The organism is Victivallis lenta (assembly GCF_009695545.1).
In the GTDB taxonomy this organism is placed as follows: domain Bacteria; phylum Verrucomicrobiota; class Lentisphaeria; order Victivallales; family Victivallaceae; genus Victivallis; species Victivallis lenta.
On sequence record NZ_VUNS01000010.1, the window covers coordinates 47,766 to 72,040 of the forward strand.

Sequence of the window (24,275 nt, forward strand, 5' to 3'; positions counted from 1 at the left end):
GGGCCATCAATTGTCAAGGATTTTCAACGATGAGACTCAAGCATATTGCAACCGGCGTCTCCTTCCTCGGCGCGGTTTGTGTCCTGGCTGCCGCGGACTTTCGGATTCCGGCGGAAACGCTCAGGGGAGGGGCCATTGCTCCGCCCGGCGTCGATCAGGTGGACGGGGAGCTCGGCAACCTCCCGCTCGAAAAATTCCGGGCGATCCGGGAACGGTTCACGCTGAACTTCGATTCGGATTCATTTCCGGAACACCCGGAAACGGTCGATATCGGAGTCAACCGCATGGTTTTCAGCGGATTCCGCCGCGCCTCGAAGGCCGGATACTTCATCTCCGCGCCGAATGCGCTCGTCGGTGCCGGGCGGGAGAAGACGGTCACGGCTTCGATCACTTTCGACCGGCCGGTCAAAGCGGCCGGCTTCGTGCTCCAGTTCATGACCGGGACCGTCAAGGTGCGGTTCGTCGACGCGGACGGAGAAACGCTCCGGGAAATCGAGCAGAACGGGCAGGGCGACCCCTCCGGCAACGGGACCTGGGCGGATTATTTCGTCGGTTTCGAGAACTCCGGCGAATTCGGCCGGATCAAAAAAGTCGAATTCAGCCGCAGCAACCTCACGGCGGGCTCCATCCCGGAGTTCTCCCTCGACGACCTGTCGATCGTCGAGGGGGCGGAGCCGCTTGAAATCACGGCTCCCGAGCCGCGGAAGGTCGATGTCGCCCTGCTCGGAAGCGCCGGGGCCGCCAATGTCGCGCCGCAGCGCCCGGCGGGGAAACCGGCCGTTTCCCGGCACGGCGACGTTTTCACGCTCGAAAACGAGGTGGACGGAACCGCTTACTCCTATACGCTGGATGCGGCGGCGGGACTCGCTTCCCTCACGGCCCGGACCAACGGCGCGGCGCCGCTCGCCGTCGGCCGCGGCTGGTCGTTCCGGCTCGGCGGGGAACCGGTCGGCTGGAAGCTCAGGCTGGCGGAGCTCTCCGGCGGCCGTGTGCTGCTCGCTTACGACTGGACGACGCCGACGCAGGTTTTCCCGGTGCAGGTCGTCCTGTCGCTCTCCGGCGGCACGCTCTGTCTCGAGCTCGCTTCGGAACAGGGCGGGCCGGTTGCGATCGACACGCCGGAACTCTCCGGCGTGCTGAAGCTCTCCGATGCGCACGACACGGCGATGCGCGGCATGGACCCGGTTGCGTTCCTCGGCTTCTCCGGCGACCTTTTCTTTGTGGCCGGTACGCGGCAGTTCTACTCATATTACGTGGATTGGACGAAATCCAACAGTACGGCGCCCTATCCGGAGCTCCATTATGCCCCGGCGGGGGGAAAGACCGCTCCGTTGAAGGAGACCATCGCCATCACGCTCTCCGACGCGCTGCCGAAGGTGCTGCCGACCATTCCGAATCCGGTCTCGCCGTACCGCGCGCAGATCGCCGGTTCGATGGTCATGGAGTTCTGGTACGGCCATTTCGACGAGTTGTCCGAGCTGCTCGAACAATATCATCGCTACGGTATGGACAATCTGGTCGTCCTGATGCACCGCTGGCAGAATGCCGGGTTCGACCGCAAATATCCTTCGGTCATGCCGCCGTCGCCGTCGCGCGGCGGGCTCGAATCGCTGCGCGCCGCCGCCGCCGTTGCCCGGCGGAACGGGCAGACGCTCGCACTGCACGAGAACTACAAGGATTTCTACCCGGACTCTCCGCAGTGGAACGAAGCCGATCTGCTCGTCCGGCACGACGGCACGTACCAGGATGCCTGGGCCGACTCCAAGGAGCTGGCGCCGTCGAAAATCCGCAAATACGCCGAGCCGATGATGAACCGGATCAGGCGGGAGATCGGCACGAACGGCTGTTTTCTCGACGTCCACAGTACGCATCTGCCGTGGTGGCGGGTCGATTTCCGGCCCGGCGCGCCCGGAGCGGGGACCATGCGGGGGACGCTTCTGCCGACCAACCGGCTCTGGCAGCTGGCGCGCGATGTCTACGGCGGGCCGGTGTTCGGGGAGTCCTACGCGCTCTCGAGCTGGATTCACTCCGGCAACATCGATTCGGTCATGGGGCAGGCAAAACACAACTCCAGCCTGATCCTGGACTTTCTGCTGATGAAGATCCGGCCGCTGGCAACCTGGCACGGTGCCGGTTACTTCGAGCGCTGGAATCCGCGCGGCTATGTCGCCGACTGGCAGAACTGCCCGCTGCCGGCTCCCGAATACGCCCGCTACTCCCTGCAGGAGGTCGCTTTCCTGACCGCTCCGACCATGGATGACAAGATCAAACGCGAAATCCTGCCCGCCGCAGTCAACTATTACCAGAAGCGGCGGCTGGTTCACCGTCTGAATCCGCAGCCCGTCACGGAGATCGCTTATTATACGGCCGGCGGCGGATGCCTGACCTCCAGCGAAGCGGTGCTTCGCCCGAAGGCGGAGATTCAGCGGCTGCGCGAAACCTTCGCCGACGGTTCCGAACTGTATCTGAACTTCTCGGACAAGCCCTGGGTGATCGGCGGCAGGCAGATCGAACCGCTCGGCTTTTATGCATCCGGCCCCGGCTTCGAAGCCGAAACCGGCCGGAAGGACGGCCTCTGGTTCGACTGGTACGGCGATGCGGACGGCTGCTTCCTGAACGCCCGCAACTACGACTGGCTGATGGAACCGAAGGGAACCGCCGCGATGGGACGCGGGCCGGAGGGGGCCGAACCGCAGTTTGCGAACCGCGGCGACGCGGTCGTGAAGCACGGTCCGCTTGCGACGGATACCGCCGTCGCAGTCATGAGGGAGGCGGACGGCTCCCGGAGAATCCGCTTCTTTCCGCAGAAGCAGATGGGATTCGTCTCGATCGACCTTGCGGCGTCCGGCTTCGAACCGGCGGAGGTCGTTGCGCTTGACGCGGAGGGCAATCCGGTCGCCGGCAGCCTCGACGGGGTGGAACGCGGTTCCGGCACGCTGACGATCCGGCACCGCGATCCGCGCGTCTGGTCGTTCCGGCTGACTCCGGGGAAGGGGCGGACCGGAAGATGAGCGGGCAAAGCAGCCAGGGGGATAAGCTCGGCCTCGGCGAAAAGCTCGCCTTCGGAGCCGGGAATATGAACAACCTCCTGATGAACAACATCCTGAACGTTCTCCTGAATCCGATCTACAACATCGCGCTCGGCGTGAGCCCGGCGCTGGTCGGCTACGCGACGGCGATTCCGCGGCTGTGGGATGCGGTGACCGATCCGGTCGTCGGTTCGCTGTCGGACAACTTCCGGTCGCGCTGGGGGCGCCGGAAGCCGTTCATGGTGCTCGGCGCCCTGATTTCCGCGTTGAGCCTCATCGCGATCTGGCTGGTTCCGCCGGTCTGGGGGGAGTATTCGAAGTTCCTCTACCTCATCGCGGTTTCGCTGGTGTTCTACACCGGCAATACGCTGTTTCTCGTGCCGTACACCGGGCTCGGGCTCGCGCTCAGCGACGATTACCGGGAGCGCACGAACCTCTTCGCCTACAAAGCGGTGGTTGATGCGCTCGGCGGATTCCTGATTCCGTGGTTCTACTGGCTGGTGACCCGCCCGTGCTTCGAAAGCACACTGCACGGCACTCGGGTCCTGAGCCTCGGGCTGGCCGTCTGGATCATCCTCTTCGCGGCGATTCCGCTCTGTTTCTGCCGGGAGCGTTACGACCGGAGCATCGCCCGCCAGGAGAAGGTGCCGATCCTGAAGGGAATCGCCGAAACCATGCGCAACCGCCCGTTCCTGCTGCTGACGCTGTCGGTGACGCTGATGTTCTTCGGGTTTTACGCATCGAGCGCGCTCGGCATGTACCTGAACATCTACTACATCTTCGGCGGCGTCGAGAAGGACGCTTCGACCTATGTCGGGCTCAGCGGCACACTCTGGAAGGTTTCGTCGCTGGCCGCGCTCCCGGTCATCGTGCTCATCAGCCGGAGGTTCGACAAGCGGAACACCTTTGTCGTCTCGATGATCCTTTCGCTGTTCGGCGCAGTCGGCGGCTGGTGGTGCATCGATCCGGAACGGCCGTGGCTGCAGGTGCTGCCCTCCATCCTTTACGGACCCGGCATCAGCTGCGTGCTCATGCTCTGCGACTCGATGCTGGCGGACATCTGCGACCTTGACGAGCTGCGCGGCGGCGTTCGCCGCGAGGCGATGTTCGGAGCGATCTACGGATGGTTCACGAAGGTGGGTCTGACCATCGCGCTCGCTCTCTCCGGGCTGCTCCTGGTCTGCACCGGGTTCGATGTGAAGTTCGGCGCCGGCCAGCCGGAGGGAACGGTCTTTCTGATGCGCGTTCTCGCCGTCACGGTCCCCGCCTCCGGCATGCTGACCGCAATTCTGCTGATGGCCGGCTACCGGCTCAACGCCGGCCGCATGGCGGAGGTGAAGCGGGAACTCGACGCGCGTCGGCGCGGCAGCCGGAGTTAACCCGGACCCGCTTTCCGGCCGTGGGCCGCGGGAACCGGGGGAGCTCTGCGGCTCCGGCCTCAGACCCGGTTTCCCGGCTGGGAGCGCGGCAGGACGAAAAGCCGGGTGTCCAGCTCCTGCAGCGTGATTTCGCCGTTGCTGAAGCGGCGGCGGAATTCCGTCGGCGTGAGCCCGGCGTATTTGCGGAACTGGCGCGCGAAATAGTTGCTGTCCTCGAAGCCCACCCGGAACGCGATGTTCGTGATGTTTTCGGGGGTCGTCAGCAGCGGAGCCGCCATCTTCAGCCGGAGCCGGGTCAGGTACTCGACCGGAGAGACTCCCATCACCTCGGAGAAACGGTGGCGGAAATTGGAGGCGGACATCCCGGCGAGTTTCGCCATCTGCGGAACGTTGAACCCCTCCGGATACCGGCTGTTCAGCTGCTCGACCACCCGGCTGATCCGGAACGAACTCTCGTCGCCGCGTCCGCCCTGCACCCGCGCCCGGCGGCAGATCGCGGTGAGCGCGCGCAGAAACGACGCCACCGCGGCGCTCTGGAATCCCGGTTCGAGTTCGTCAAGTTCCCGGCGGCACTCCTCGAGCATCAGCATGACGTTCGCCATCTCGGTCTCCGGCAGGAAGAGACACGGCGAAACCGCGGCGGGGTCTCCCGCCGCGCCGAAGCTCCGGAACAGCGTCTGGAATCCCGGCAGCTCCTCAAGATCGAACCGGACCTGATTCAGCAGTTCCGGCCGGAAGAGGATGTTGAAGTGCGCGAATTCATGAATCGCCTGATAACGGTGGATGCTTCCCGGCGGCAGCAGGAAAACATTGCCGACCGTGACGGTCTCGAGCCTGCCGGTCCCGTTGTCGTTCCGGGCGGAGCCCCGGTACACGAGAACCAGCTCGTAGAAGTCGCAGTGGCGGTGAAAGGAGTCGTTCCGGGCGTAGGTATCCCAGCGGAACACCGCCAGCGGCAGGGAGTAGGAGACGATCTCCAGTTCATAAAAGCGGAAGTCGTAAAGTTTCTCCCCCCTCCATTCTTCACCCGCCGGGTGCATATGGGGGTTGTTTTCATTGGCGATGTAAGGGCGCAGCACGGATATCCTCTTTCCTGTTTTTCAATGCTTATGATACACGCGGTTCCGCAATAAGTCAAACCGCAGCGTGCCGGAGAGCCGGCAAGCTTTATAATTCCACTCCGGAAAAGTAGAGAATGCCGGGAGAGGCGGAAAAGGTGAGCACGGAATTTTCCGGCGACAGTTTCACTTCTCTGCCGAGATGATCATGCACGGCGGTGAGCCGGCCGCTTTTGATTTTCAGCAGAATAATTGCGCACGCATATCGTCAATAGCGGCGAAAATCCCCAAATAATCGCTTCGAGCGGAACGCCTGCGTCGAGAAATGTTTGTGGGCCGATCAACATAGATTTTTATATTGGCGAGGTATGGTACTGGGGGAGCCGAAAATCCAGAAGTACCATACCTTCGATGATTATCAACGTGAGAAAAGATTAACTTTCCACAATATCCGGCATTTGTCAGTGGAAGCCGGCATTTTCAACGTGACGAATTGTTGCGTGGTCTTGAATTTCAGTTCCGCACCCGACTCCAGAACCGCTTTTTTCAAGGCAAATCCTAGTGGCAGCGGGAAAGTGACCGATGTTTCCGGCTTGGCATACAACCATGCCGCGGTTCCGGCACCGTCCGCGCCGACCACGAAACTGAAGTCGTCCTGGGCCTGTATGTTCCCCCAGGCCTTGACCACGCCGGCCACGAAGTCCGTCCCCTTGGCGATGAATCCGTATGGCGCAATCAGGTTATTTCCGTCCTGCAGGGGTGCGGGACCCAGGTTGGCGGTGATTTCCACTGGTCCGTAGGCGGTTTTCACTACTCCGTCGTTGGTGTTTTCCCGGTATTCGCGGATGGTGTGTCTGCCCTTGGGAATGTATGACCTGCGGAGCATCACGCCTTCGTGTTCCTTGCCATAGAGATTCCAGTCGTGGCTGAAGGATTTAAGCGGGACTCCGGCGTAGGCGGCGCAGACGCTTTTCTGGACGCGATCCAGCCACTTCACCCACTCCAGGTTCTGCCGGTCGTCATATTTCTCCGTCCAGCCGTAATTGATCATGGAGAAGCCGAAGGCCAGCGAGAGCGACATCTGGTACATGTTGTCCACTGCGCCGCCCAGGTCATGCTGGGTGAAGATCACCTTGTCATGGGTCATGGCGGCGATCAGCGGATAGAAATTCCAGACTGAGTTCGGCAAATCCTTGTGTATGGAGTCATACCAGTCCTCCGAGGGGATGATGCCGAAGGAGTGTCCGCAACCTAGAATTACACTGTCGACCATCCCCCACCACAAGTCTTCCGATGACAGCGGGATTCGCCGTCCGTCGCGACGCACCGTCGAGGCAAGTCCCTCGATATATGCGGAGGGCGTTGGGGACGCAGGATTGTAATCACGGATGGCCGTGCGGGAACAGACTTGGTCTTGGAACACAATGTCGGAGGGATAATCCTCAGTGAAGAGCCTGATCATTTCGTCGTTGGCCTTGCGGACTTCATCATGCCACATGGTGACCGTGGCTCCGCCGGATCCCCAGCTTTCGCTGATTGAACTGCCATCTGCTTTGGCTACCAGTGCGGCCTTCCCCACCCGTGCAAAGGTCGGACCGGGCGGGCACCACCAGGTGTTGTTGGTGTAAGGCATGAACAGTGAGCCTGAGGCATGTACCTCGTCGATGTATCGCTTGAACTCCTCGGGACTGGCATAGCTTGGCTTCGGAGGCAGCAAATCAGGATAGCCGTGGTCATGGCCGTACCGGCAATACTGGAACAGGTGGAAGATCCCCGGCTTGGGCAGCCGCTCCAGGGTCTTGAACTCGTCCTTGATATTCCTGGCGAAACAGCGATAGAGTACCGACGACTTCAATCTCTCCAGTTTTTCCGGCGGCATCTTGTCCGACAGCTTCCGGGCTATCTTGTTGTCGGCGCAGAAGGAGTTGCACGACTCCATGATGTTCTGTCCGAAGCGCAGCCGGACGACGGGGCTTTGCCAGGTCGTCTCCTTGGCAATCATGAAATCAAACGGCCGCTCCAGGAATCCGCCATTTTCATTGCCGCCGATGGAATATTTGGACGGCGTGAAGATCTTGGTGAGGTCGTGCTTGCCGGCGAACGGCTCGTAGTCCATCGGCTGGACGCTGTAGATGGCCAACTCACGGCCTTTGAGCTTGAAGTGGAAGAAGTCGGCGAAGGCCGACGGCACCGGGCGGTCCCGCAGTTCCAGAAAGCGTCCGTCAAGCTGATACCAGAAGGGGTATCCGGCAGTTTCCAGCCACGATCCGCCGCCTCTGACATATCTCCTGATGGCATGACCGAATTGCGGCGGAGTCATGCCATTGGGCATGAGGCACATCTCGCCATAGGGATTGACGATCAGGGCGGTATCCGGGTTGTCCATTGCTGCGACCAGCTCGTCCTCGTTCTTGATCTCCAGGTAATTGCCGCCCATGCTCTTGAGTTTGTCGCACCATTCCGCCACAGTGGCCCAGGCCGCCCAGCCCATCGCCGGACCATTCTTGACACGGATCACCGCGATCGTGGAGCGGCCGTCGGCCTTCGCTTCTTCGGAGACCCGGCGCATTGCGGCCAGAATCATGTTGAAAGCGACATCTTTTGCATTGGCGCCATTGGCGACCTTGGGCTTGTTGCCGGCGCCGCCGCCGACCCGAAAGAAATACCCCTTGCCACCCAGGCGGGAGGCTCCGAAGAACACCCCCTTGTCGGAGTCGCCGATGACAATCTCCGCCTGTCCGTCGGCGAAGGTCCGGTTGGCGGTCACCGGGACGCCGTCAATGGTCTTGGACAAATCTTCACCCAGCCAGTCGGCGGCATCCTTGCCGGGGCGCAGGTTGCTCGAGGCAAACGAACGATTATCCGAATTGCCATCGGAGCCGAAGATGGTGTGATATGCCGCGCCGCTGTGCATCCGCCCCTTGACATAGATGTTCCCGGACGAGTTGGAGGCGGTGCGATCCATGAAGAACTGCTTGTTCAGGGTCATGCCGACATTGCGCGGCCAGTCCAGATGCAGGGTGACGCCATCCACCGCCTGCGGCGAAAATGTCAATTTGCCGGGAAGCATGAATTGGCCAATATCGTTTCCTTTGGGGGTAACTGCGGCACGAAAATCGATATAATCGTTCTGCGGCACAATTGTGACATCGACGTTGATTTTCTCCGAGTCAAAGGAAAATTGCACGCGGTCATCATTGATGGCATAGGACATCTTCTTTTTGCCGTCAGGCGAGTACTGGCTGGAATTTTCACTTCCAGCCACCCACAGGCAGCCGCCATTCTCATTACTCAGGGAAATATCGGTTCCCCTGCTACTGATTTTCTTGATGCCGCCGTTGCGCTTTGACAACTGGATTTTATAATTACTGTTGTCGATAACGATTTCTTGAGAATTTTCAGAGATTGTTGCTACCCCTGCCCAACTTATCCAAGGCAGTAAATATGTAACTATCAGCAAGCTGCAATTTATGTGAAAGAGAGATCTCATCAGTATTTCTTCCTTTATTTGACTAACCTGAAGTAGTAATATTGTTTCCACGTCATCCAAGCTACATGTGTTCCTCCTCTGAATAGTTCCCTTTCCGTCATTGCATTTACATGTCCGTCAAGCCACGCAATATTAGCGTGCCTGTTATGTGGATAGCGGTATTTGTAAATTGCATAGCAACCGCTATTTCCATCGTCTGTTCCACGCACAGCTAGCCATCCCCAGCCGCCTACAGCGCCGTCAAAAACCGTGACAGTCTGTGCCGGGGCATTTGCCTCGGTGAGGCGATGCCATTTGGTAATGGTGCCTTTGCATTCGTCGCTGCTGGTATTGCAGAGACCGCCGTTGTTATACGCGTAACTGCTTGTATAAGGGTTATCAGAGGCCGGTAAAAATGTCGGACAGCCGAGTCTGGAAACTTTATAGGGAAAATAAGATGCCAGTGGCCCGTCATCTTTATCTCTCCCCCAAATGGTGTATTTCATACTTTGGCCTACAGCCCAGGAACCAACCCATGGAGGCGCAATATAATCATTAAAATCACTGGCATACACTGCAAAACCTAGTCCCATCTGCTTGAGGTCGGAAGTGCATTGGGTGCTCTGCGCTGCCGCACGTGACTTATTCAATGCAGGCAACAACATTGCTGCCAAAATCGTGATAATCGCAATCACCACCAGAAGTTCAATCAGCGTAAAACGGTACAGCCTGCCGTCCGGCAGCGCAGTCGGTCTGGAATCCCTTTTCATCGTCGTCTCCCTTGGTTTCGTGTTCCGGGTTGATCTATCCTATATTATAGTACAAAATGGACGATGTTGTCTGTATTTTTCACTGCAATGTTAGCACAAAACGGCAAAAGCATGAAAACCGTGCGGATTCGCCTGTAAAAACTGCGGTCCGGCATGGAATCTTTCCATGCCGGACCGCAGCAGGTGTGCGTGTGAGGCTGTCTGTTCCCTGACTGTTCCTGCGGCGAAATTGCCGTCGGGAAGCGACGGCGTTCCGCCTTGCTTCCGGTTCGGCCGGATATATCCGGAATCCATCCGGCCGCCGGTTTGTTTTTCTATGCGATCTCCGCCGCGATCTTTTTCAATTGCGCAGGGATGTCGATTTTCTGCGGACAGTGCTTCACGCACCTGCCGCAGTTGACGCAGGCGGAGGCTCCAGAGTCTTCCGGAATCGCATTGTAGTTGTTGAGGAACAGCCACTTGTTGCCGGTGATCTTATACTGATTGTAAAGGCCGAAGATTCTGGGAATCTCCACCCCGACCGGACACGGCATGCAGTAGCGGCAGGCCGTACAGGGGACCGCCAGGCGTTTCCGGTACGCCGCCAGCGCCAGATCCAGCGTTTTGCGTTCGCTGTCCGTCAGCGGTTTCAGCGGAGAGAAGGTTTTGAGGTTATCCTCCATGTGTTCCGGCAGCGTCATGCCGGAGAGAACGCACAGCACATTCGGCAGACTCGCCACATAGCGGAGCGCCCACGCCGCGTTGCTCGAACCGGGATCGGCAGTTTTCAGGATTTCCGTCGCATCCGGGGAAAGCGTCGCAAGCGAACCGCCGCGCAGCGGCTCCATCACGATCACCGGGATTCCGGCTTTCGTCAGGATCTCATACTGTTCCCGCGAGCGGTACAGCTCCCAGTCGAGGTAATTAAGCTGGATCTGCGCGAAATCCCACTCCTGCGCATCGACGATCTGCTGCAATACCTCCGGCGTGTCGTGGAAGGAAAAGCCGAGCTTGCGGATTTTGCCCTCCTTCTTCATCCGGGCGAGGAACTCACAGGCTTCATAGGTTTGCGCCAATTTCCAGTTCGCCGTATCGAGCGCGTGGAGCATGTAGAAATCGAAATAGTCGGTTTTGCACCGCGCAAGCTGTTCCCGGAAAATCTTTTCGATGTCTCCGGGATTCTTTGCGAACCACACCGGCATCTTGTCGGTCAGGTAATAGGAGTCGCGCGGATACGCCTGCAACAGCTCGCCGAGGCAGCGTTCGCTCAGTCCGTCATGATACATGTAAGCCGTGTCGAAGTAGTTGCAGCCCGCCTTCATCGCGCGGTCGATCATCTTTTTCACGGTGGCCTGGTCGATATCCGGTCTGTCCGGCGAAAGCCGCGGCAGCCGCATGCAGCCGAATCCGAGCAGCGGCACTGTAAGGGCGGTGTTTTTATAGCGGCGGCGGGTGACCTGCGCCCCTTCGGCCGCATCGGATGTTTTGTCGCCGTCGGCTCCGGCCCCCGCCGCAAGGCGGGTGACGGGTGCGAGCGCGGCAATGGTCAACGCGCTTTTCAGAAATTCACGCCTGTTCATATTCCTGTTCTCCTTTTCGTTTCATCTGTCCGGCGAGAAATAGGCCGAGTTCAAAGAGCAGCCAGGTCGGGATGGCCAGCGCCACCTGGCTGACGATATCCGGCGGTGTCAGGATCGCGGCGAGGATCAGGATCGCCGTCATCACATACGGTCTTTTACGCTTCAGCGACTCTGTGGAAATCGCGTCGAAACGGACCGCCAGCAGCACTGCAATCGGCGCCTGGAACATGACGCCGAAGGCGAGCATCAGCCAGCCGGCGAGGTTCAGGAAGTTCGCCAGTCCGAGGATCGGCTGAAGCTCCGGCGTGGCGAAGCCTCCGGAAAAGTTCATCAGCATCGGCAGGATCACTCCCGTGCAGAACGCCACCCCGCCGAAGAATAAAACCGATGAAAAAACGATCCACCATCCGAGAACCCTCCGCTCCCCGTCGTAAAGCGCGGGGAGCAGGAAGCGCCAGAGCTGCAGCATGTTCCACGGATACGCCAGCGCCAGCGCCAGAATCAGCGCAAGTTTGAGCTGCACCCAGAACACCTCCATCGGCGCAAAGTAGTGCAGTTTGCCGGCCGATTCGGGAAAACACCACTGCGCCAGCGCATTGATGACATACGGCGACGCCAGATATCCGACCGGATACAGGAGTGCCGTAACCGTCACGCAGCGCAGAAGGGTGCGGCGCAATGCGTCCAGATGGGCGATCAGGGTGTTTTCGGAATCGTTCATGCCTGTTCTTTTTCCTGCTTTTCTTCCTTTGCCGCGGCTTTTTCCGCCGCGTTCATCAACTCCTGTCCTTCGGTGGACAAGGCGTTCTTCGCCTTTTTGAATTCATACGATGCGCGCCCCATCGCACGAGCCAGCTCCGGGATGCGCTTTGCGCCGAATACGATCAGGATAAAGAGCACGATCAGGATGATTTCCGTAAATCCGAGCGACATGTTATACCTCCTGCGGTTTGTTTTCAGTTCCGGTTCTTTCTGAATGATTCGATTTTATTCTTCAGGGCGGCGAGGGCTTGTTCCGGATCGTCGATGCCGGCGACCGACTGCTCCAGCGGACAGAGCCCGTCGCGTTTCCGGTTCAAGATGCGCGGCACCGGCAGCGTGCAGCCGGAAGTGATGCCGTGCGCTTTCAGAAACTCCGCCGCATCCTCGCTCATGACTTCGCCGTGGACGTGCCGGGCTTTCCCGCAGATGGCGATTGCCGCGGCGGCGCGGCCGACGACTTTGTCGACGATCACGGCATCGGCCATATCGCCTTTCCGGGTTTCGTAGATGGTCAGCAGCGGGCTGACGCCGCCGCCGCTCTCCTGCGCCAGAATCCGGCCGTCCTTCACCAGCACGCACTCGGCCCGGCCGTCCAGAATCATCCTCCGGGCGGCTTCGAGGCCGGGTTCCGGCGCGGAAGCGCAGCCGGCGAACACGCCGGACAGGATGAGCGCGATGGTCGAAAATACAAATTTCACTTTTCTTTCCTCCGGTCGTTGGATGTTTTATTGCCCGGCAGCTTGTCGGCTGCTTCCCGATTGTTGTCCGTCATATCGCCCCCTTTCCATTCAGCACGATCTGCCTTTCGATTTCATGAACGGTCATCGCCTTTCCGGGAGCCGGGCAGACCGCCTGACAGGCGCCGCAGCCGATGCACAGCGCGGCATTCACCGGGCGCGGCGTGCCGTTGGCCCGGAGCGTGATTGCGCCGGTCGGACAGGCGGCCGCGCATTTCCCGCATTTTTCCCCATCCTGAAAGACGATGCAGCTTCGCGGATTGAATTTCGCCTCCGCAATCTTCGTTTTCCGTTTGGCGGCGAGCGTCAGCGAACGGATCGCCCCCGTCGGACAGACCTGCGAGCACCGGTTGCAGTCGAATCGGCAGGCGCCGCGCGAGAGATCCAGCGATACCGGACCGTCGCCGCCGGGAGCCGGAACGATGATCTTCGCCGGACAGTTCGCCGTGCAGAGCTGGCACGCCGTGCATCTGGCGGCGAACCGCTCCGCATCCCCCGCGCCGGGCGGCAGGATCAGGAACCGTTTCGCATACTCCGCCAGTTTGCCCATGCCGGTTTTCGCCAGCACCATCCCGGCGGCGACTCCGGCGACCAGCACGCCGCCGTTGATCAGAAACGCCCGGCGCGCCTGATCGACCGGCGGAGTTTTCCGCTCCGGCAGCGCGAACTTCACCGCCTGGAGCCGGCAGGCGGAAACGCAATTCATGCAGCGGACGCAGCGTTCGTTGTCAAGCGTTCCGTTGTGAGGGTCGATGCATCCCGCCGGACAGACCTTCACGCACATGCCGCATTTGACGCACCGGTCGGTCAGGCGCAGCCGGAAAACCCCGTGCTTTGCGATCAGGCCGAGCAAAGTTCCGACCGGGCAGATCGCGGTGTAGTAAATCCGTTTTTTCCAGACGGCGAGGATCACAATCACAATCAGCGGGATCACGCTTCCGGCGGTGAACGAACCGGCGATCCGCCCGAAATTGGAATAGGGATCGAGCAGCAGAAACAGCGCCGTCCAGCCGAACGCCAGCATTCCGAACGCGGTTCCGGCGACGGCGTAGCGGGTTCTGCGGAAATTCGGAACCGCCGTTCCCTTTCGCCGGGAGAGGAAGCCGATCGCATCCTGCAGGATGCCGAACGGGCAAAGCACCGCGCAGTAGAACCGTCCGAACAGAAACGTGAACGCCGCGATTCCGAGCGCGGTCGCGAGTGCCCCGGCGGAAAATGCCGCAAGGCACCTCATCAATGCCGGACCGAACTGCACATGCAGCATTTCTGCAATACCGCCGCCGATTCCGGCAAATGCGGCTCCGCAACCCAGCAGAAAAAACGCGGCGGCGGCGATTCGCAGCGGTTTCCATAACGATTGTCTTTTCATTTTGCTCTCTCCGGGGCGATTCGTTTCCGGCCTTTCCTCCATTCAAGATAACGGTTACAGTTACTCTAAGTCAATGATGCTTTTTCAAAAAATGCGGAAAAATTTATTTGAGCCGGAAAAAACTGATATCCGAGGGAGAATGGATCACCACTCATCCCTCTTGCCGTTCCCGAAGAAGCCGTCGGGGGAGGCGGAAAGGAGTGACCTTCCGGCCCGATTCAGGCATTTTTTTCTTCGCTTTCGGCGGTATTTCCCTTTGCAGCCGTCAACTCCCGGCTCTCTGAATTCAGGGACTCCTTCGCCTTTTTGAATTCATAGGAGGCCCGGCCCATCGCGCGGGCGAGTTCGGGGATGCGTTTTGCGCCGAAGACGATCAGGATAAAGAGTGCGATCAGAATGATTTCCGTAAAACCGAGCGACATGGTGAATTTCTCCTTCTTATGATTACGCTTCGAGATCGTTTCTGACCCGTTTCAGCAGCTCCGGGATGTTGAGCTTCTGCGGACATTTTGCGAGGCAGGCGCCGCAGTTCACGCACGCCGACGCGGGCGCGCCGCGCTGGATCGGCGACATGGAGACCGTGTAGTCGAACAGCGCCTTCTTTTTGTTCTTGTGCAGCAGATAGTTGTTGTAGACGTAAGCGAAAATGTAACCGATCGCCACGTTGTGCGGACACGGAATGCACTGATAGCAGCCGGTGCAGTCGATGTGGCCGGGGGCCTGCCGGAACGCCCTGATCGCCGCTCCGAGCGCCTTGCGTTCATCCGGCGTGAGCATGTTCGGCTTCGCTTTGGAGGCGTAGCGGAGGTTGGCTTCGACATCCGCCATCGAGCCCATGCCGCTGACCGCGACGCTGACCTCCGGGATATCCCACAGGTAGTCGAGCGCCCACTCCACGTCGGGTTTGACAACTCCCGTTGAGCGCAGGGCTTCGCGCATCGCCGGCGGCAGGTTTGCGAGAAATCCGGTGCGGACCGGCTTCATCACGGCCAGTCCCATGCCGTTGGCGGCGGCGTACTTCGGGCCGAGACATCCTGCTTCATATTCATAGTCGAGATAATTGTGCTGGATCAGGCAGAAGTCCCAGGGGGCGGATTCGACCACCTCCTTGAACAGTCCGAGCCGGTCGTGGAACGAAAAGCCCGCGAAACGGATTTTTCCCTGCTCCTTGAGCTTCATGATCCTGTCGATCAGTTTGAACGGGATCACCTTCTCCTTCCAGCCCCGGTGCATGATCATGTGGATGTGGTAGAAGTCGATCACGTCGGTTCCGATCGCCCGGCGGGACTCGTCGAAAAATTTCTCGAAATCCTCCGGCCGCTCCATGATCCACCACGGCGACTTGGAAGTCACGTAGACCCGGTCGCGCCAGTTCCCCTTGAGAGCTTTTCCTGCAACCGCTTCGCTCTGTCCGCCGAGGTAGACCCGGCCGGTGTCGATGTAGTTCACGCCGCCTTCGATTGCGCGACGGATCATGGCGACGCTCTGCGCCGCGTCCACGGTCTTGCCGTCTGCGAGCATCGGCAGCCGCAGGAGGCCGAAGCCGAGCGCGGAGACATTGACGCCGGTGCGCCCCATCGGGCGATACTGCATCTGGGGATTGAAATTCAAAACCGGACCTTGGGGGGGTACGGCGGCACTCTCCGCCGCTTTCAGAACCGCTCCTTTGCCGAACATCGCTCCGGCGGTGGTCATCAACGCCGCTGATTTCAGAAATTCACGTCGGTTCATGGTGTTTCCTTCTTGTTTCTTATGCAGCCAAACCGATCAGGTGCGCCGGATTGCTTCGCACCATCTGGTCAATCGCTTTTTGCGGAATCCCGTCGTCGAGCAGTTCGCGGACGCACTGCCGCATTCCGTCGATCGGATTCGGATTTCCGCGTTGTCCGAGATCGGTCGAAATGAAGCTGCGTTCGGGGATGATTTTGATATAGTTCAGAAATTCTTCACGGCTTTGCCGTTCGAACTGCGGATTGCCGGTGCCGGGACCCCAGAGGCGGGGCAGATAGCAGTACTCCACAAAGGCTCCGAAGTCGACCGCCTGTTTGATCTGGTCCGGCGTCATCTTCCAGATCAGCGAGTTGACGTGGGTGACGACGAACTTTTTCACACCGACCTCCCGCGCTTTTTTCGCCAGAATCAGGCTCTCTCGCGGGGAACTGTGTCCCGATGCGAAAATAATATTCGCCTCAGCGCAGATTTCCATGACCCGGATCACTTCCGGCAGGACTTTGCCCTGCGGGTCAAGCACCGGGATTCCCGGCCCCGGGAGTTTGTCGCATTGATGCTGATAAGCTGCGGAGAGGGTCGGCATCCAGATGCAGCGGCAGAGGCCGCCGGAGGTCTTGACCGCCTGTACCGCCGCATACGCATTGACTTTGTCTCCGTGAACGCGGTTCATGCAGAGGCTTCCGAATACTTCAAAATCCGGGAGCGCCTGCCGGATCAGGTAAGCGCGGTCGTGACAACTCCAGTCGTTCGACTTGTACATGACCGCCCGGTAGCCGGCCTGCTTCGCCTGTTCCGCCAGCGTGAATTCATCGATGCAGCGCGGCCGGGTGTCCGGCGAACAGTGTATGTGAATGTCGCAGATTCCGGACAGCAGCGGATCGATCCTGCTGTTTTTCCGGGGCGCCGTCGTCTTGGCCGCTGCCGCGCCGGCCGTTCCGGCCAACAGCATTGTGCCGCCCGCGATGCCGAGCGTCTTGATAAAATCGCGTCTGTCCATGAATTTTTTCCTTATACGCTCTTTCCGAGCCGGTACGCCTGTTCCGGGTAGTCCGTGTGATTGATCGCGCCGACCGGCCAGACGCCCGGGGCGATGATCTGTCCGGCATCGGTCCAGCCGAGATAGTCCAGCAGCACTTCGTAATGGCTGATGATCGCGCTTTCCTTCTTTCTGGAGTTGTCCGCATACGTCATCATCAGCACCGCCTTCTTCGGAACGTGAATCCGCCCGTTGATCGCATAGAAACGGTCGATCACCGCCTTGATCTGCGCCGAGATGCCGAAATAGTACATCGGCGTCGCAAAAGCCACCAGGTCCGCATCGACAATATGTTTGCGGATGAATTCAAAATCATCCTTGAATACGCATGGGCCGTTCATGCCGCAGCGGTTGCAGCCGATGCAGGGATGCACCTCTTTGAACGCCGCATCGAAACGGACGACTTCGTGTCCGGCCTCCTGCGCTCCCTTGATGAAGTGTTCCGCGAGGGTGTTGGAATTGCCGTTTTTCCGGGGGCTGCCCGTGATGACCAGTATTTTCATTTTGCCGTTTCTTACTCCAGTGTTGGAATTTTGCGCCGATGCCGCGGTCAGCAGGGAGCCGCCGAGAAACGCGGTTCCGGCGGCCGCCGCCGTTACCGCCAGAGATGTTTTGAGAAATTCGCGTCGGTTCATATTGTCACTTCATTTTCATTTCCGGGATCAGCGGTATCTGGTCCAGCAGTTCCAGTTTCCGGACCATGGCCAGCGTCCCTTGTTTGTATTTCTGAAAGTGCGGGGTTTTGATGTGACGCTCATAGGCGGCGCGGTCCGCATAGATCTCGAGGATGGTGATCTGTTCCGGATGCGCCTTGTCCTGCATCGAATACATCATCAGCACGCCCGGTTCGTCCGCCATGGACCGTCTCCCGCATTCAGTCGCAAATACGAGATATTCCGCAAGACGGTCCGGGTCAACGGTGATTCTGGACAGCCGTACAATGCTTTCCTCCGTCACCTTCGCTGTGTTTTCATGTTTCATGTCTTCCCCTTTTTCAGAGGTACGGGCGGCGGTCCCCGGCATCACGGGCGAAAGCAGAATCGCCGCCGCCGGCAGGAGCCATTTCGTCGGAAGACGCCTCATCCTGCCGTCTCCCGTTCATTTGCCGGAGGTCGCCGCTTTGTAGTCGGCGTCGCTGACCGGTTCCAGCCAGGTGTTTTTGTTGGTCGCCGGATTGCATTCGATCGCCAGATGCGAGAACCAGCTGTCCGGTGCGGCTCCGTGCCAGTGATCGACGTCCGGCGGAATCTCCACCACGTCGCCGGGAACCAGACGCCGCGCCGTCTTGCCGCGTTCCTGATAGTAGCCGATTCCGCCGACCGCGATCAGCATTTGACCGCCGGTGTGGCTGTGCCAGTTGTTGCGGCAGCCCGGTTCGAACGTGACATTGGCGACCGGAACGTTCAGGCGGCCGTCTTCCGTCAGGCGGGCGAGATAGGATTTGCCGCTGAAGTATTTTGCGTATGCCGTGTTCTCGCCGCCGCGCGGAAAGGCGCTGACGGTGCTGCTTCTGACGGTTTCCAGAATTTCCGCGACCTGCGCATCGGTGACGCCGTTGTGTTTGCCGATGGCGATGTGGGAGTTCAACTGGCTCTCCACGCTCGGCATCGCGGTGAGCGCGGCGATGGTGGCGATTTCGCGGGTTCTCCAGTCGAGGTTGTCGCGCCCGAAGATGTCGCCGAACAGGTGCGCCTTGAGATATTCGTCGATTGCCGGAGCGAATTCAAAGAGTGCACCCCTGACCGGCGCGCCGCAGAGTTTCGTCTGGTTGGCGGCGCCGAAATCGATGCTTTTTCCCGCCGGAAGCGGGCCTGGCTGCCTGCCTTGTGCATCCCTGATACCCGCTGCTTCCCGCTCTTTCAGCAGAACCATGTAGCAGCCGAGCGCATTCAGGCTGCGCGGGAAACCGCAGTAGGCATAGAGCTGAGTCAGAACCTCCTTGATCTCGTTTACGGTCAGACCGGCGTCAAGCCCTGCCGCCAGCGCGGTTTTCAGTTTCGGCATGTCTCCGCGTGCCGTATATGCGGCGATAGCGACGATTTTCTGTTCCTTTGCGTTCAATGCGTTCATGTTATCATTGGCCTCCGTGTGGTTGACGATGCAGAAAAAAGCGAGCAGAACTCCGAATAAAGCGATTTTTTTCATGGTATTCCTCACTTCCTGACGGTGACGGTTTCATTGGCCCAGTTGGTTATGGCGTCGCCGGAATGCCTGATGCTTCCGCCGGAGAACGCGCGGCCTTTGCCGAATTTCGCTTTCGGAACCGCCTTGCGCATATCCGTTTCGCACCGCGCCATGCCGCCGCCGCCGTGGGTCACGAACGGGATGACGGTTTTTCCGCTGAACTCATAGCTGGAGAGAAACGCCAGCACCGGCGGCGCCATCGTGCTCCACCAGTTCGGCGTGCCGACGAAGATCACCTCGTATTTGCCGAACTCCTTCACTTTCTCCGCCAATTCCGGTTTCACTCCGGCGGCGATCTCTTTTTTCGCCTGATCGACACAGGCGTTATAGTCGGCCGGATACGGCGTGACCGGCTTGATTTCGAAAAGTTCGCCGCCGGTCGCCTTCTGAATCTGCTCCGCCGCGAACCGGGTGTTGCCGCTGTAAGAATAATACGCGATCAGAATCCTTCCCGGTTCCGCCGTCACTTCTGCCGCGGAAGCCCGGTCTTCCGCGGAACATCCGAACATCGAAAACACTGCACCTGCCATCATGCACGCCATTGCTTTTCCGGTCATGTTACTTTTCTCCTTTTGCTGTTTTGATTTTTCCTTCCACGGAATACAGCAGGAAATCGAGACAGTCGATCCGCTCCTGATTCTCGTGAACGGCCCGGAGCAGCGAATTTCTCTGCCGGAGCAGGAGCCGCCGCTGTGCCTGGGTTTTTTTCTCGCGTTCATACGCCAGAAATTGTTCCGTCATTGCCGTATCGCAGCCTGCGTCTTTCAGATTGCGCAGGAGCAGGACGGTCTTTCCGTCAGGTTCAGTCACCCGGTTCACCTCCTTTGGCTGGTTTGGGTTTCCGTTAATCAATATAATGTGAAAGATAATTATAGCAAATACTTTCTTTCTATGGGAGTTGATGCTTGACGGGCATGATTTGGAGGGATATAGTATTTCCCGGACCGGAAGGAGATTGTACCATGGAACTCAGATTGTTACGTTATTTTTTGGCGGTGGCGCGGGAAAACAGCTTCACCAGGGCGGCGAAGTATCTTCATATCACCCAGCCGACCCTTTCACGGCAGCTGATGGATCTGGAAGAGGAACTCGGTCAGAAACTTCTGAACCGCGAAACCCACTACATCACTCTGACGCCGGAGGGGATGCTTCTGCGCAAACGCGCCGAGGAGATTCTGGCGATGGTGCAGAAAACCGAAGCCGAATTCAACTCCATCGGAGAAAATATCGCCGGGGACATCTACATCGGCGGCGGAGAATCGGAAGCGATGAATCTGGTCGCCGACGCGATCACCGAACTCCATGAGGCGTATCCGGACATTCGATACCACATATACACCGGAGTCGCAGGCGACGTCATGGAACGTCTCGACAACGGACTGCTCGACTTCGGCGTTCTGCTTCAGCCGGTCGATATTGCCAGATACGACAGCGTCGCTCTGCCGGCCAAAGATAAATGGGGCGTGCTGATGCGCCGGGATAACCCGCTGGCCGGAAAGGACTCCGTTACGCCGGAAGACCTGAAGGAACTTCCGCTGATCTGTTCGAGGCGCGACCTCCGCAACAAATCCGTCCGGAACCCTTATGCCGAGTGGTTCGGAGGATATTTTGACAAATTGAATGTGGTGGCGGTGCACAATCTGGTCCACAACGCTTCGCTGCTGGTGGAAAGGGGGCTGGGCAATGCGCTCACTCTCGAACCGAAAAATGTGGTGCGCGACAAACTCTGTTTCCGCCCGTTGAATCCGCCGCTGGAATCCGGTTCCAGCATCGTCTGGAAAAAGTATCAGGTCTTTTCCAGAGCCGCCGAAGCCTTTCTCGAGCGGATTCGGGAGAAGTTCGGCGGGCAGGGATAATTTGCCGCTCCCTTTCTCCGGGCGGACGATATGAAATTTTCAACGGGAAGTTGCATTTTTCCCTTTTCTGCTGTATAGTTAGAGAAACTCTAAGGAATCAGAACGCAGGGAGAAGATCTTATGATACCGCCGATTCGCCCGTTCAAACCGTCTTACGACCGTACTCCGAAATATTCCGTCAAGGAGGTGTCGGAGATGACGGGGCTTTCCTCCTATACGATCCGCTATTATGACAATGCCGGGCTGATTCCCGGCCTGGACCGGACCGAAGGGAACGCACGGCTGTTCTCCGACTACGCGGTAAGCTGGCTGCATCTGGTGCACTGCCTGCGCACGACCGGGCTGCCGGTGGAGCAGGTCCGGCACTATATCCGGTTGTGCCAGAAAGGGGACTCCACCATCCGCGAGCGCGGCGAAATGATCTTCCGGCAGAAAAAAGTGCTCCAGCAGCAGATCAGGGAGCTGCAGCGGCAGATGGAGGTCCTGAAGTACAAGGAGAATTACTACAAGGAGAAGATCAGAAATCCGGAAAACGACTACTGCAATCCGCGCACCCATGTCATCGTGCAGGAGCCTGCCGTTACGCCGGAATAAGTGATTTGCAGATAAATTGGTGATTGTCAAATGGATCATGCGGTTATCATCAGAGAATATATGCCTGACGACAAAAGAAGGGTGATGAATCTGATCCGGCTGAATACGCCCGAGTACTTTGCCCCGGAAGAGGAAGCGGATCTGAGTGAATATCTGGATCGCTGGAGAGAGCTTTATTATGTGCTGGAAACAGGTGGGGAAATCGTGGGGTGCGGGGGAATCAATTTTGCGGATCATCACACGACGGGAAAGATCAGCTGGGACATCATTCATCCCGCCTGGCAGAGAAAATCCCTGGGCACTCGTCTGCTTCAATTCAGGCTCGAAAAACTCAAATCCATCGCCGGCATCCGGAGAATTACAGTCCGGACTTCGCAGGCGGCTTACCGTTTTTATCAGAAGCGGGGTTTCGTATTGAATGAGATAAAAAAGGATTACTGGGCCGACGGACTTGATCTGTACGGCATGGAATACAAAGGCAATGTTTTGCCGTCTCGGGAGTGAAGCATGAAAAGCGGAACATGGTTGCCGCACAACCATGTCCTGCAATGGGATTGATATTCCCGGCTGTTTTCAGTTCCCGCGGCGGACTGCGGAAACGCCTTCCAGATCCAGCGCGACGTGATCGAATCCGGCATCCTGAAGCACGGGAACGATGACGTCGCGCTTCATCATAACCGGAATGAAACTGTTTTCATCGGTTCTGATCCGGGCGGTTTTTCCTTCCGCCACGATTTGAATGAACCGGTTCCGCGCAAAGAGTTTCTGTATCACTGTCTTTGCCTCCTTCAGTCTTTCCGGCTGAATCCTTTCCATCGGAAAGCTCTCCTTTCGCACCGTTTCAGATCTGGAGTCCGGCGCGGTAAGCCTCTTCCCATACCGGCTGTTCCCGGACTTCGCCTTTTTCGTAAACGCCGAGTCCGCAGATCATTCCGGCTTCGACGGAGCCTTCGTAGCAGTCGAGGAAACCGCGCAGGGCTTCGATCGTCCCCTTCAGCATCTCCCGATTGGTGTCGGCCATCGTCATGATGTAGTAGTATTTCTTGTCCGTCAGGCGCGGAAAGATCGCGACAGTGCGGTCGAGCAACGCCTTGAGCTGGGCGCACATGGTGTAGAAGTAGACCGGCGTGGCCAGCACGATCACGTCCGCCGCAAGCATTTTTTCCAGAATCTCCGGCGCGTCGTCCTGTTGCGGACATTTTCCATTCCGGCAGGCGTAACAGGCGGTGCAATACCCGATCTTCTTTTCGGCGAGGCGGATTTTCTCCACCTGATGACCGGCTTTGCCGGCGCCTTCGGCGAACCGGTCGCAAAGCAGATCGGAGTTGCCGTTCCTGCGGGGACTGGAGGATAGAATCAATACTTTTTTACCCATAATGCGTTTTCTCCATTTTTTTTTGACAGCCCCCGGTCTCCGGCCTGCACTGAGAGCCGGAAGCTGCACTGGTGCTGTTATTTCAGATTTTTTGTTTTCTTCATTACTTTCATCGTCCGTTTCAGAGGGGATGAAATTCTGTTTCTCTGCCGTTCAATGTAATCGTTAGAGCAACTGTAGTTCAACGGCAGTTTCGCAAAGAAATGAAAAAAATATGGTTCTGCGCTCAAAAAATGGTGAAAATGATTTCTGCTGAAACGGAAAAATGAAGCCGGAACGGATTTTGCGGAAATTTTTCAGGAAAAATTCGGCATCTCTCTTGAAATATTTCTATATAGTAATATGTTATATGGGAGAGCATATCAGTGAATCAAGCCGGGGACGCATATGGCGGATAGAAAAATAGGCATGCAGATCACCCTGATCAAACAGCATCTTGGCCGTTTGCTGGACAAAATGCTGTTTGATCAGGGCATTCACGAGTTCAACGGTCCGCAGGGGCGTATTCTGTATGTCTTGTGGAATCACGACTTCATCTCCATTCAGGAGCTGGCGACGGGGACCGGTCTGGCCAATACCACGCTGACCAGTATGCTCGACCGCATGGAACAGAAACAGCTGATCCGGCGGACGCCGGACTCCAATGACCGCCGGAAGCATCTGATTGCCCTGACCCCGAAGGCGCGTTCTCTGGAGAAGGAATATCGGGCGGTGACCGACCGGATGACTGAATTGACGTATCAGGGGTTTACCGTCGAAGAGATTACGCGGCTGGAGGAGTTTCTGGAACGGGTGCTGGATAACGTGCGCGGCGCGGAGATGAGCCGGAAGAAATGAAACGTGGAAATTTCCGGGACGGTGCATTGCCGTGCTCCCGGTTAATATCCCAGACAATTGACAGGAGATGGAAAATGAACAAGACTGAACTCACCCGGACCGTAAAAGAGATGATTGCCGCCCCTTCCTGCTGTCAGGAGCTCAAGGCCGCCGGACAGAATTACCTGAATGCGCTCGGCACCGATGCGGAAAAAGCGGCGGCAGCGGCACTGCTGCAGGAAATCAGGGAGGATGTCTGCACGCTTGACCAGACGATTCCTTTCTTCGAATCGGAGCTCGGTGCGCAGATTTTCGGAGCGGAGCGCGCCGAAGCCATGGCGGCGCACGCACGCGAAATCAAGGAGCAGGGGGCCAAGTGGTGCGATTGCCCGGCTTGCGCGGCCGGGGTGAAAATCCTCGAAAACGCTTCTGCGCTGGTCTGATCTCTTTCCCGGGCAGGGGAGGGGAGCCCGGGGAGCTGCGGCAGATGTGTGCGCTCCCCGGATGCGGAAAAAGTTCTCCGGGAGCAGCCCGGGCCGAGGCTGGAAAAC

The 24,275-nt window shown here is 58.5% G+C and carries 25 protein-coding genes and 1 pseudogene; 7 read left to right on the forward strand and 19 right to left on the reverse strand.

Translation table 11 applies throughout. The features are described from left to right. Window positions 1-29: 29 nt before the first annotated feature. Together FYJ85_RS10475 and FYJ85_RS10480 are read left to right on the forward strand one after the other, a co-directional pair. Window positions 30-3,011: a DUF5696 domain-containing protein gene (locus FYJ85_RS10475; protein ID WP_154418373.1), complete on the forward strand. Its 2,982-nt coding sequence runs from the start codon at window positions 30-32 to the stop codon at window positions 3,009-3,011. Beyond that, on the forward strand, window positions 3,008-4,408 hold the full coding sequence (locus tag FYJ85_RS10480; protein ID WP_106055421.1) for an MFS transporter: 1,401 nt from the start codon (window positions 3,008-3,010) through the stop codon (window positions 4,406-4,408). Before FYJ85_RS10475 ends, FYJ85_RS10480 begins: the two co-directional genes overlap by 4 nt. 59 nt (window positions 4,409-4,467) lie before the next feature. Here FYJ85_RS10480 and FYJ85_RS10485 read toward each other — a convergent pair whose 3' ends face one another. The 17 genes and pseudogenes from FYJ85_RS10485 to FYJ85_RS10560 all read right to left on the reverse strand — a co-directional run bounded on the left by FYJ85_RS10485 (window position 4,468) and on the right by FYJ85_RS10560 (window position 19,893). Beyond that, window positions 4,468-5,487 (reverse strand): AraC family transcriptional regulator, encoded by a 1,020-nt coding sequence (locus tag FYJ85_RS10485; protein WP_154418375.1) that lies wholly within the window; start codon window positions 5,485-5,487, stop codon window positions 4,468-4,470. A 397-nt stretch (window positions 5,488-5,884) separates the two neighbouring features. Beyond that, complete coding sequence (locus FYJ85_RS10490; protein ID WP_154418377.1) at window positions 5,885-8,956, reverse strand: DUF6259 domain-containing protein; 3,072 nt, start codon at window positions 8,954-8,956, stop codon at window positions 5,885-5,887. A gap of 14 nt (window positions 8,957-8,970) precedes the next feature. Beyond that, entirely contained in the window at window positions 8,971-9,705 is a 735-nt protein-coding gene (locus tag FYJ85_RS10495) for a prepilin-type N-terminal cleavage/methylation domain-containing protein (protein WP_106055424.1), read from the reverse strand. 314 nt (window positions 9,706-10,019) lie between these two features. Beyond that, window positions 10,020-11,264: an aldo/keto reductase gene (locus FYJ85_RS10500; protein ID WP_206213104.1), complete on the reverse strand. Its 1,245-nt coding sequence runs from the start codon at window positions 11,262-11,264 to the stop codon at window positions 10,020-10,022. Beyond that, the gene (tatC, locus tag FYJ85_RS10505; RefSeq protein ID WP_154418379.1) at window positions 11,251-11,985 is read right to left on the reverse strand and encodes a twin-arginine translocase subunit TatC; all 735 of its coding nucleotides are present in this window, start codon (window positions 11,983-11,985) and stop codon (window positions 11,251-11,253) included. Before tatC ends, FYJ85_RS10500 begins: the two co-directional genes overlap by 14 nt. Then, window positions 11,982-12,197, reverse strand: coding sequence for a twin-arginine translocase TatA/TatE family subunit (gene tatA / locus FYJ85_RS10510; protein WP_106055427.1), 216 nt, complete (start codon window positions 12,195-12,197; stop codon window positions 11,982-11,984). Before tatA (FYJ85_RS10510) ends, tatC begins: the two co-directional genes overlap by 4 nt. 23 nt (window positions 12,198-12,220) lie before the next feature. After that, entirely contained in the window at window positions 12,221-12,724 is a 504-nt protein-coding gene (locus FYJ85_RS10515; protein ID WP_154418381.1) for a DUF1893 domain-containing protein, read from the reverse strand. Window positions 12,725-12,794: 70 nt separating this feature from the next. Beyond that, complete coding sequence (locus FYJ85_RS10520; protein WP_206213105.1) at window positions 12,795-14,132, reverse strand: 4Fe-4S binding protein; 1,338 nt, start codon at window positions 14,130-14,132, stop codon at window positions 12,795-12,797. A 218-nt stretch (window positions 14,133-14,350) separates the two neighbouring features. Beyond that, a complete protein-coding gene (gene tatA, locus FYJ85_RS10525) occupies window positions 14,351-14,554 on the reverse strand; it encodes a twin-arginine translocase TatA/TatE family subunit (RefSeq protein ID WP_106055430.1) in 204 nt (67 codons plus the stop codon). Between the two features lie 22 nt (window positions 14,555-14,576). Continuing rightward, the gene (locus FYJ85_RS10530; RefSeq protein ID WP_206213106.1) at window positions 14,577-15,863 is read right to left on the reverse strand and encodes an aldo/keto reductase; all 1,287 of its coding nucleotides are present in this window, start codon (window positions 15,861-15,863) and stop codon (window positions 14,577-14,579) included. Between the two features lie 19 nt (window positions 15,864-15,882). Further along, complete coding sequence (locus FYJ85_RS10535; protein ID WP_154418385.1) at window positions 15,883-16,860, reverse strand: DUF6282 family protein; 978 nt, start codon at window positions 16,858-16,860, stop codon at window positions 15,883-15,885. Window positions 16,861-16,871: 11 nt separating this feature from the next. After that, entirely contained in the window at window positions 16,872-17,402 is a 531-nt protein-coding gene (locus FYJ85_RS10540) for a flavodoxin family protein (RefSeq protein WP_420856474.1), read from the reverse strand. 78 nt (window positions 17,403-17,480) lie between these two features. Further along, window positions 17,481-17,537 (reverse strand): annotated as a pseudogene (locus FYJ85_RS24405) (twin-arginine translocation signal domain-containing protein); the annotation flags it as partial. Between the two features lies 1 nt (window position 17,538). Then, window positions 17,539-17,982 (reverse strand): putative quinol monooxygenase, encoded by a 444-nt coding sequence (locus FYJ85_RS10545; RefSeq protein ID WP_106055433.1) that lies wholly within the window; start codon window positions 17,980-17,982, stop codon window positions 17,539-17,541. A 15-nt stretch (window positions 17,983-17,997) separates the two neighbouring features. Continuing rightward, entirely contained in the window at window positions 17,998-19,044 is a 1,047-nt protein-coding gene (locus FYJ85_RS10550; protein WP_206213107.1) for a carboxymuconolactone decarboxylase family protein, read from the reverse strand. 8 nt (window positions 19,045-19,052) lie between these two features. Next, complete coding sequence (locus tag FYJ85_RS10555; RefSeq protein ID WP_206213108.1) at window positions 19,053-19,640, reverse strand: flavodoxin; 588 nt, start codon at window positions 19,638-19,640, stop codon at window positions 19,053-19,055. Window position 19,641: 1 nt separating this feature from the next. Next, the gene (locus FYJ85_RS10560; RefSeq protein WP_154418389.1) at window positions 19,642-19,893 is read right to left on the reverse strand and encodes a hypothetical protein; all 252 of its coding nucleotides are present in this window, start codon (window positions 19,891-19,893) and stop codon (window positions 19,642-19,644) included. Window positions 19,894-20,045: 152 nt separating this feature from the next. On the opposite strand from FYJ85_RS10560, the gene FYJ85_RS10565 reads away from it, so the two are divergent. The 3 genes from FYJ85_RS10565 to FYJ85_RS10575 all read left to right on the forward strand — a co-directional run bounded on the left by FYJ85_RS10565 (window position 20,046) and on the right by FYJ85_RS10575 (window position 22,037). Continuing rightward, window positions 20,046-20,939 carry a LysR family transcriptional regulator gene (locus tag FYJ85_RS10565; protein ID WP_106055436.1) on the forward strand — a complete coding sequence of 298 codons (894 nt, stop codon included), beginning with the start codon at window positions 20,046-20,048 and terminating at the stop codon, window positions 20,937-20,939. 120 nt (window positions 20,940-21,059) lie between these two features. After that, window positions 21,060-21,533: a MerR family transcriptional regulator gene (locus FYJ85_RS10570; protein WP_154418391.1), complete on the forward strand. Its 474-nt coding sequence runs from the start codon at window positions 21,060-21,062 to the stop codon at window positions 21,531-21,533. A 30-nt stretch (window positions 21,534-21,563) separates the two neighbouring features. Beyond that, window positions 21,564-22,037, forward strand: coding sequence for a GNAT family N-acetyltransferase (locus FYJ85_RS10575; protein WP_106055438.1), 474 nt, complete (start codon window positions 21,564-21,566; stop codon window positions 22,035-22,037). Between the two features lie 69 nt (window positions 22,038-22,106). Here FYJ85_RS10575 and FYJ85_RS10580 read toward each other — a convergent pair whose 3' ends face one another. Together FYJ85_RS10580 and FYJ85_RS10585 are read right to left on the reverse strand one after the other, a co-directional pair. Further along, on the reverse strand, window positions 22,107-22,307 hold the full coding sequence (locus FYJ85_RS10580; protein WP_154418393.1) for a hypothetical protein: 201 nt from the start codon (window positions 22,305-22,307) through the stop codon (window positions 22,107-22,109). Window positions 22,308-22,374: 67 nt separating this feature from the next. Next, on the reverse strand, window positions 22,375-22,908 hold the full coding sequence (locus tag FYJ85_RS10585) for a flavodoxin family protein (protein ID WP_154418395.1): 534 nt from the start codon (window positions 22,906-22,908) through the stop codon (window positions 22,375-22,377). 387 nt (window positions 22,909-23,295) lie between these two features. Between FYJ85_RS10585 and FYJ85_RS10590 the strand changes: the two genes are divergently transcribed. Both FYJ85_RS10590 and FYJ85_RS10595 read left to right on the forward strand, forming a co-directional pair. Beyond that, the gene (locus FYJ85_RS10590; protein WP_206213109.1) at window positions 23,296-23,745 is read left to right on the forward strand and encodes a MarR family transcriptional regulator; all 450 of its coding nucleotides are present in this window, start codon (window positions 23,296-23,298) and stop codon (window positions 23,743-23,745) included. Between the two features lie 74 nt (window positions 23,746-23,819). After that, complete coding sequence (locus tag FYJ85_RS10595; RefSeq protein ID WP_106055442.1) at window positions 23,820-24,167, forward strand: hypothetical protein; 348 nt, start codon at window positions 23,820-23,822, stop codon at window positions 24,165-24,167. The last annotated feature ends 108 nt before the right edge of the window (window positions 24,168-24,275 follow it).

Excerpts from the sequence above, each read along its gene's own strand:
- FYJ85_RS10475 (WP_154418373.1), top strand. The coding sequence starts at position 30 with ATGAGACTCAAGCATATTGCAACCGGCGTCTCCTTCCTCGGCGCGGTT.
- FYJ85_RS10480 (WP_106055421.1), top strand. The coding sequence starts at position 3,008 with ATGAGCGGGCAAAGCAGCCAGGGGGATAAGCTCGGCCTCGGCGAAAAG.
- FYJ85_RS10490 (WP_154418377.1), bottom strand. The coding sequence starts at position 8,956 with ATGAGATCTCTCTTTCACATAAATTGCAGCTTGCTGATAGTTACATAT.
- FYJ85_RS10495 (WP_106055424.1), bottom strand. The coding sequence starts at position 9,705 with ATGAAAAGGGATTCCAGACCGACTGCGCTGCCGGACGGCAGGCTGTAC.
- FYJ85_RS10500 (WP_206213104.1), bottom strand. The coding sequence starts at position 11,264 with ATGAACAGGCGTGAATTTCTGAAAAGCGCGTTGACCATTGCCGCGCTC.
- tatC (WP_154418379.1), bottom strand. The coding sequence starts at position 11,985 with ATGAACGATTCCGAAAACACCCTGATCGCCCATCTGGACGCATTGCGC.
- tatA (WP_106055427.1), bottom strand. The coding sequence starts at position 12,197 with ATGTCGCTCGGATTTACGGAAATCATCCTGATCGTGCTCTTTATCCTG.
- FYJ85_RS10520 (WP_206213105.1), bottom strand. The coding sequence starts at position 14,132 with ATGAAAAGACAATCGTTATGGAAACCGCTGCGAATCGCCGCCGCCGCG.
- tatA (WP_106055430.1), bottom strand. The coding sequence starts at position 14,554 with ATGTCGCTCGGTTTTACGGAAATCATTCTGATCGCACTCTTTATCCTG.
- FYJ85_RS10530 (WP_206213106.1), bottom strand. The coding sequence starts at position 15,863 with ATGAACCGACGTGAATTTCTGAAATCAGCGGCGTTGATGACCACCGCC.
- FYJ85_RS10535 (WP_154418385.1), bottom strand. The coding sequence starts at position 16,860 with ATGGACAGACGCGATTTTATCAAGACGCTCGGCATCGCGGGCGGCACA.
- FYJ85_RS10540 (WP_420856474.1), bottom strand. The coding sequence starts at position 17,402 with ATGAAAATACTGGTCATCACGGGCAGCCCCCGGAAAAACGGCAATTCC.
- FYJ85_RS10545 (WP_106055433.1), bottom strand. The coding sequence starts at position 17,982 with ATGAGGCGTCTTCCGACGAAATGGCTCCTGCCGGCGGCGGCGATTCTG.
- FYJ85_RS10550 (WP_206213107.1), bottom strand. The coding sequence starts at position 19,044 with ATGAAAAAAATCGCTTTATTCGGAGTTCTGCTCGCTTTTTTCTGCATC.
- FYJ85_RS10555 (WP_206213108.1), bottom strand. The coding sequence starts at position 19,640 with ATGACCGGAAAAGCAATGGCGTGCATGATGGCAGGTGCAGTGTTTTCG.
- FYJ85_RS10565 (WP_106055436.1), top strand. The coding sequence starts at position 20,046 with ATGGAACTCAGATTGTTACGTTATTTTTTGGCGGTGGCGCGGGAAAAC.
- FYJ85_RS10570 (WP_154418391.1), top strand. The coding sequence starts at position 21,060 with ATGATACCGCCGATTCGCCCGTTCAAACCGTCTTACGACCGTACTCCG.
- FYJ85_RS10575 (WP_106055438.1), top strand. The coding sequence starts at position 21,564 with ATGGATCATGCGGTTATCATCAGAGAATATATGCCTGACGACAAAAGA.
- FYJ85_RS10585 (WP_154418395.1), bottom strand. The coding sequence starts at position 22,908 with ATGGGTAAAAAAGTATTGATTCTATCCTCCAGTCCCCGCAGGAACGGC.
- FYJ85_RS10590 (WP_206213109.1), top strand. The coding sequence starts at position 23,296 with ATGGCGGATAGAAAAATAGGCATGCAGATCACCCTGATCAAACAGCAT.
- FYJ85_RS10595 (WP_106055442.1), top strand. The coding sequence starts at position 23,820 with ATGAACAAGACTGAACTCACCCGGACCGTAAAAGAGATGATTGCCGCC.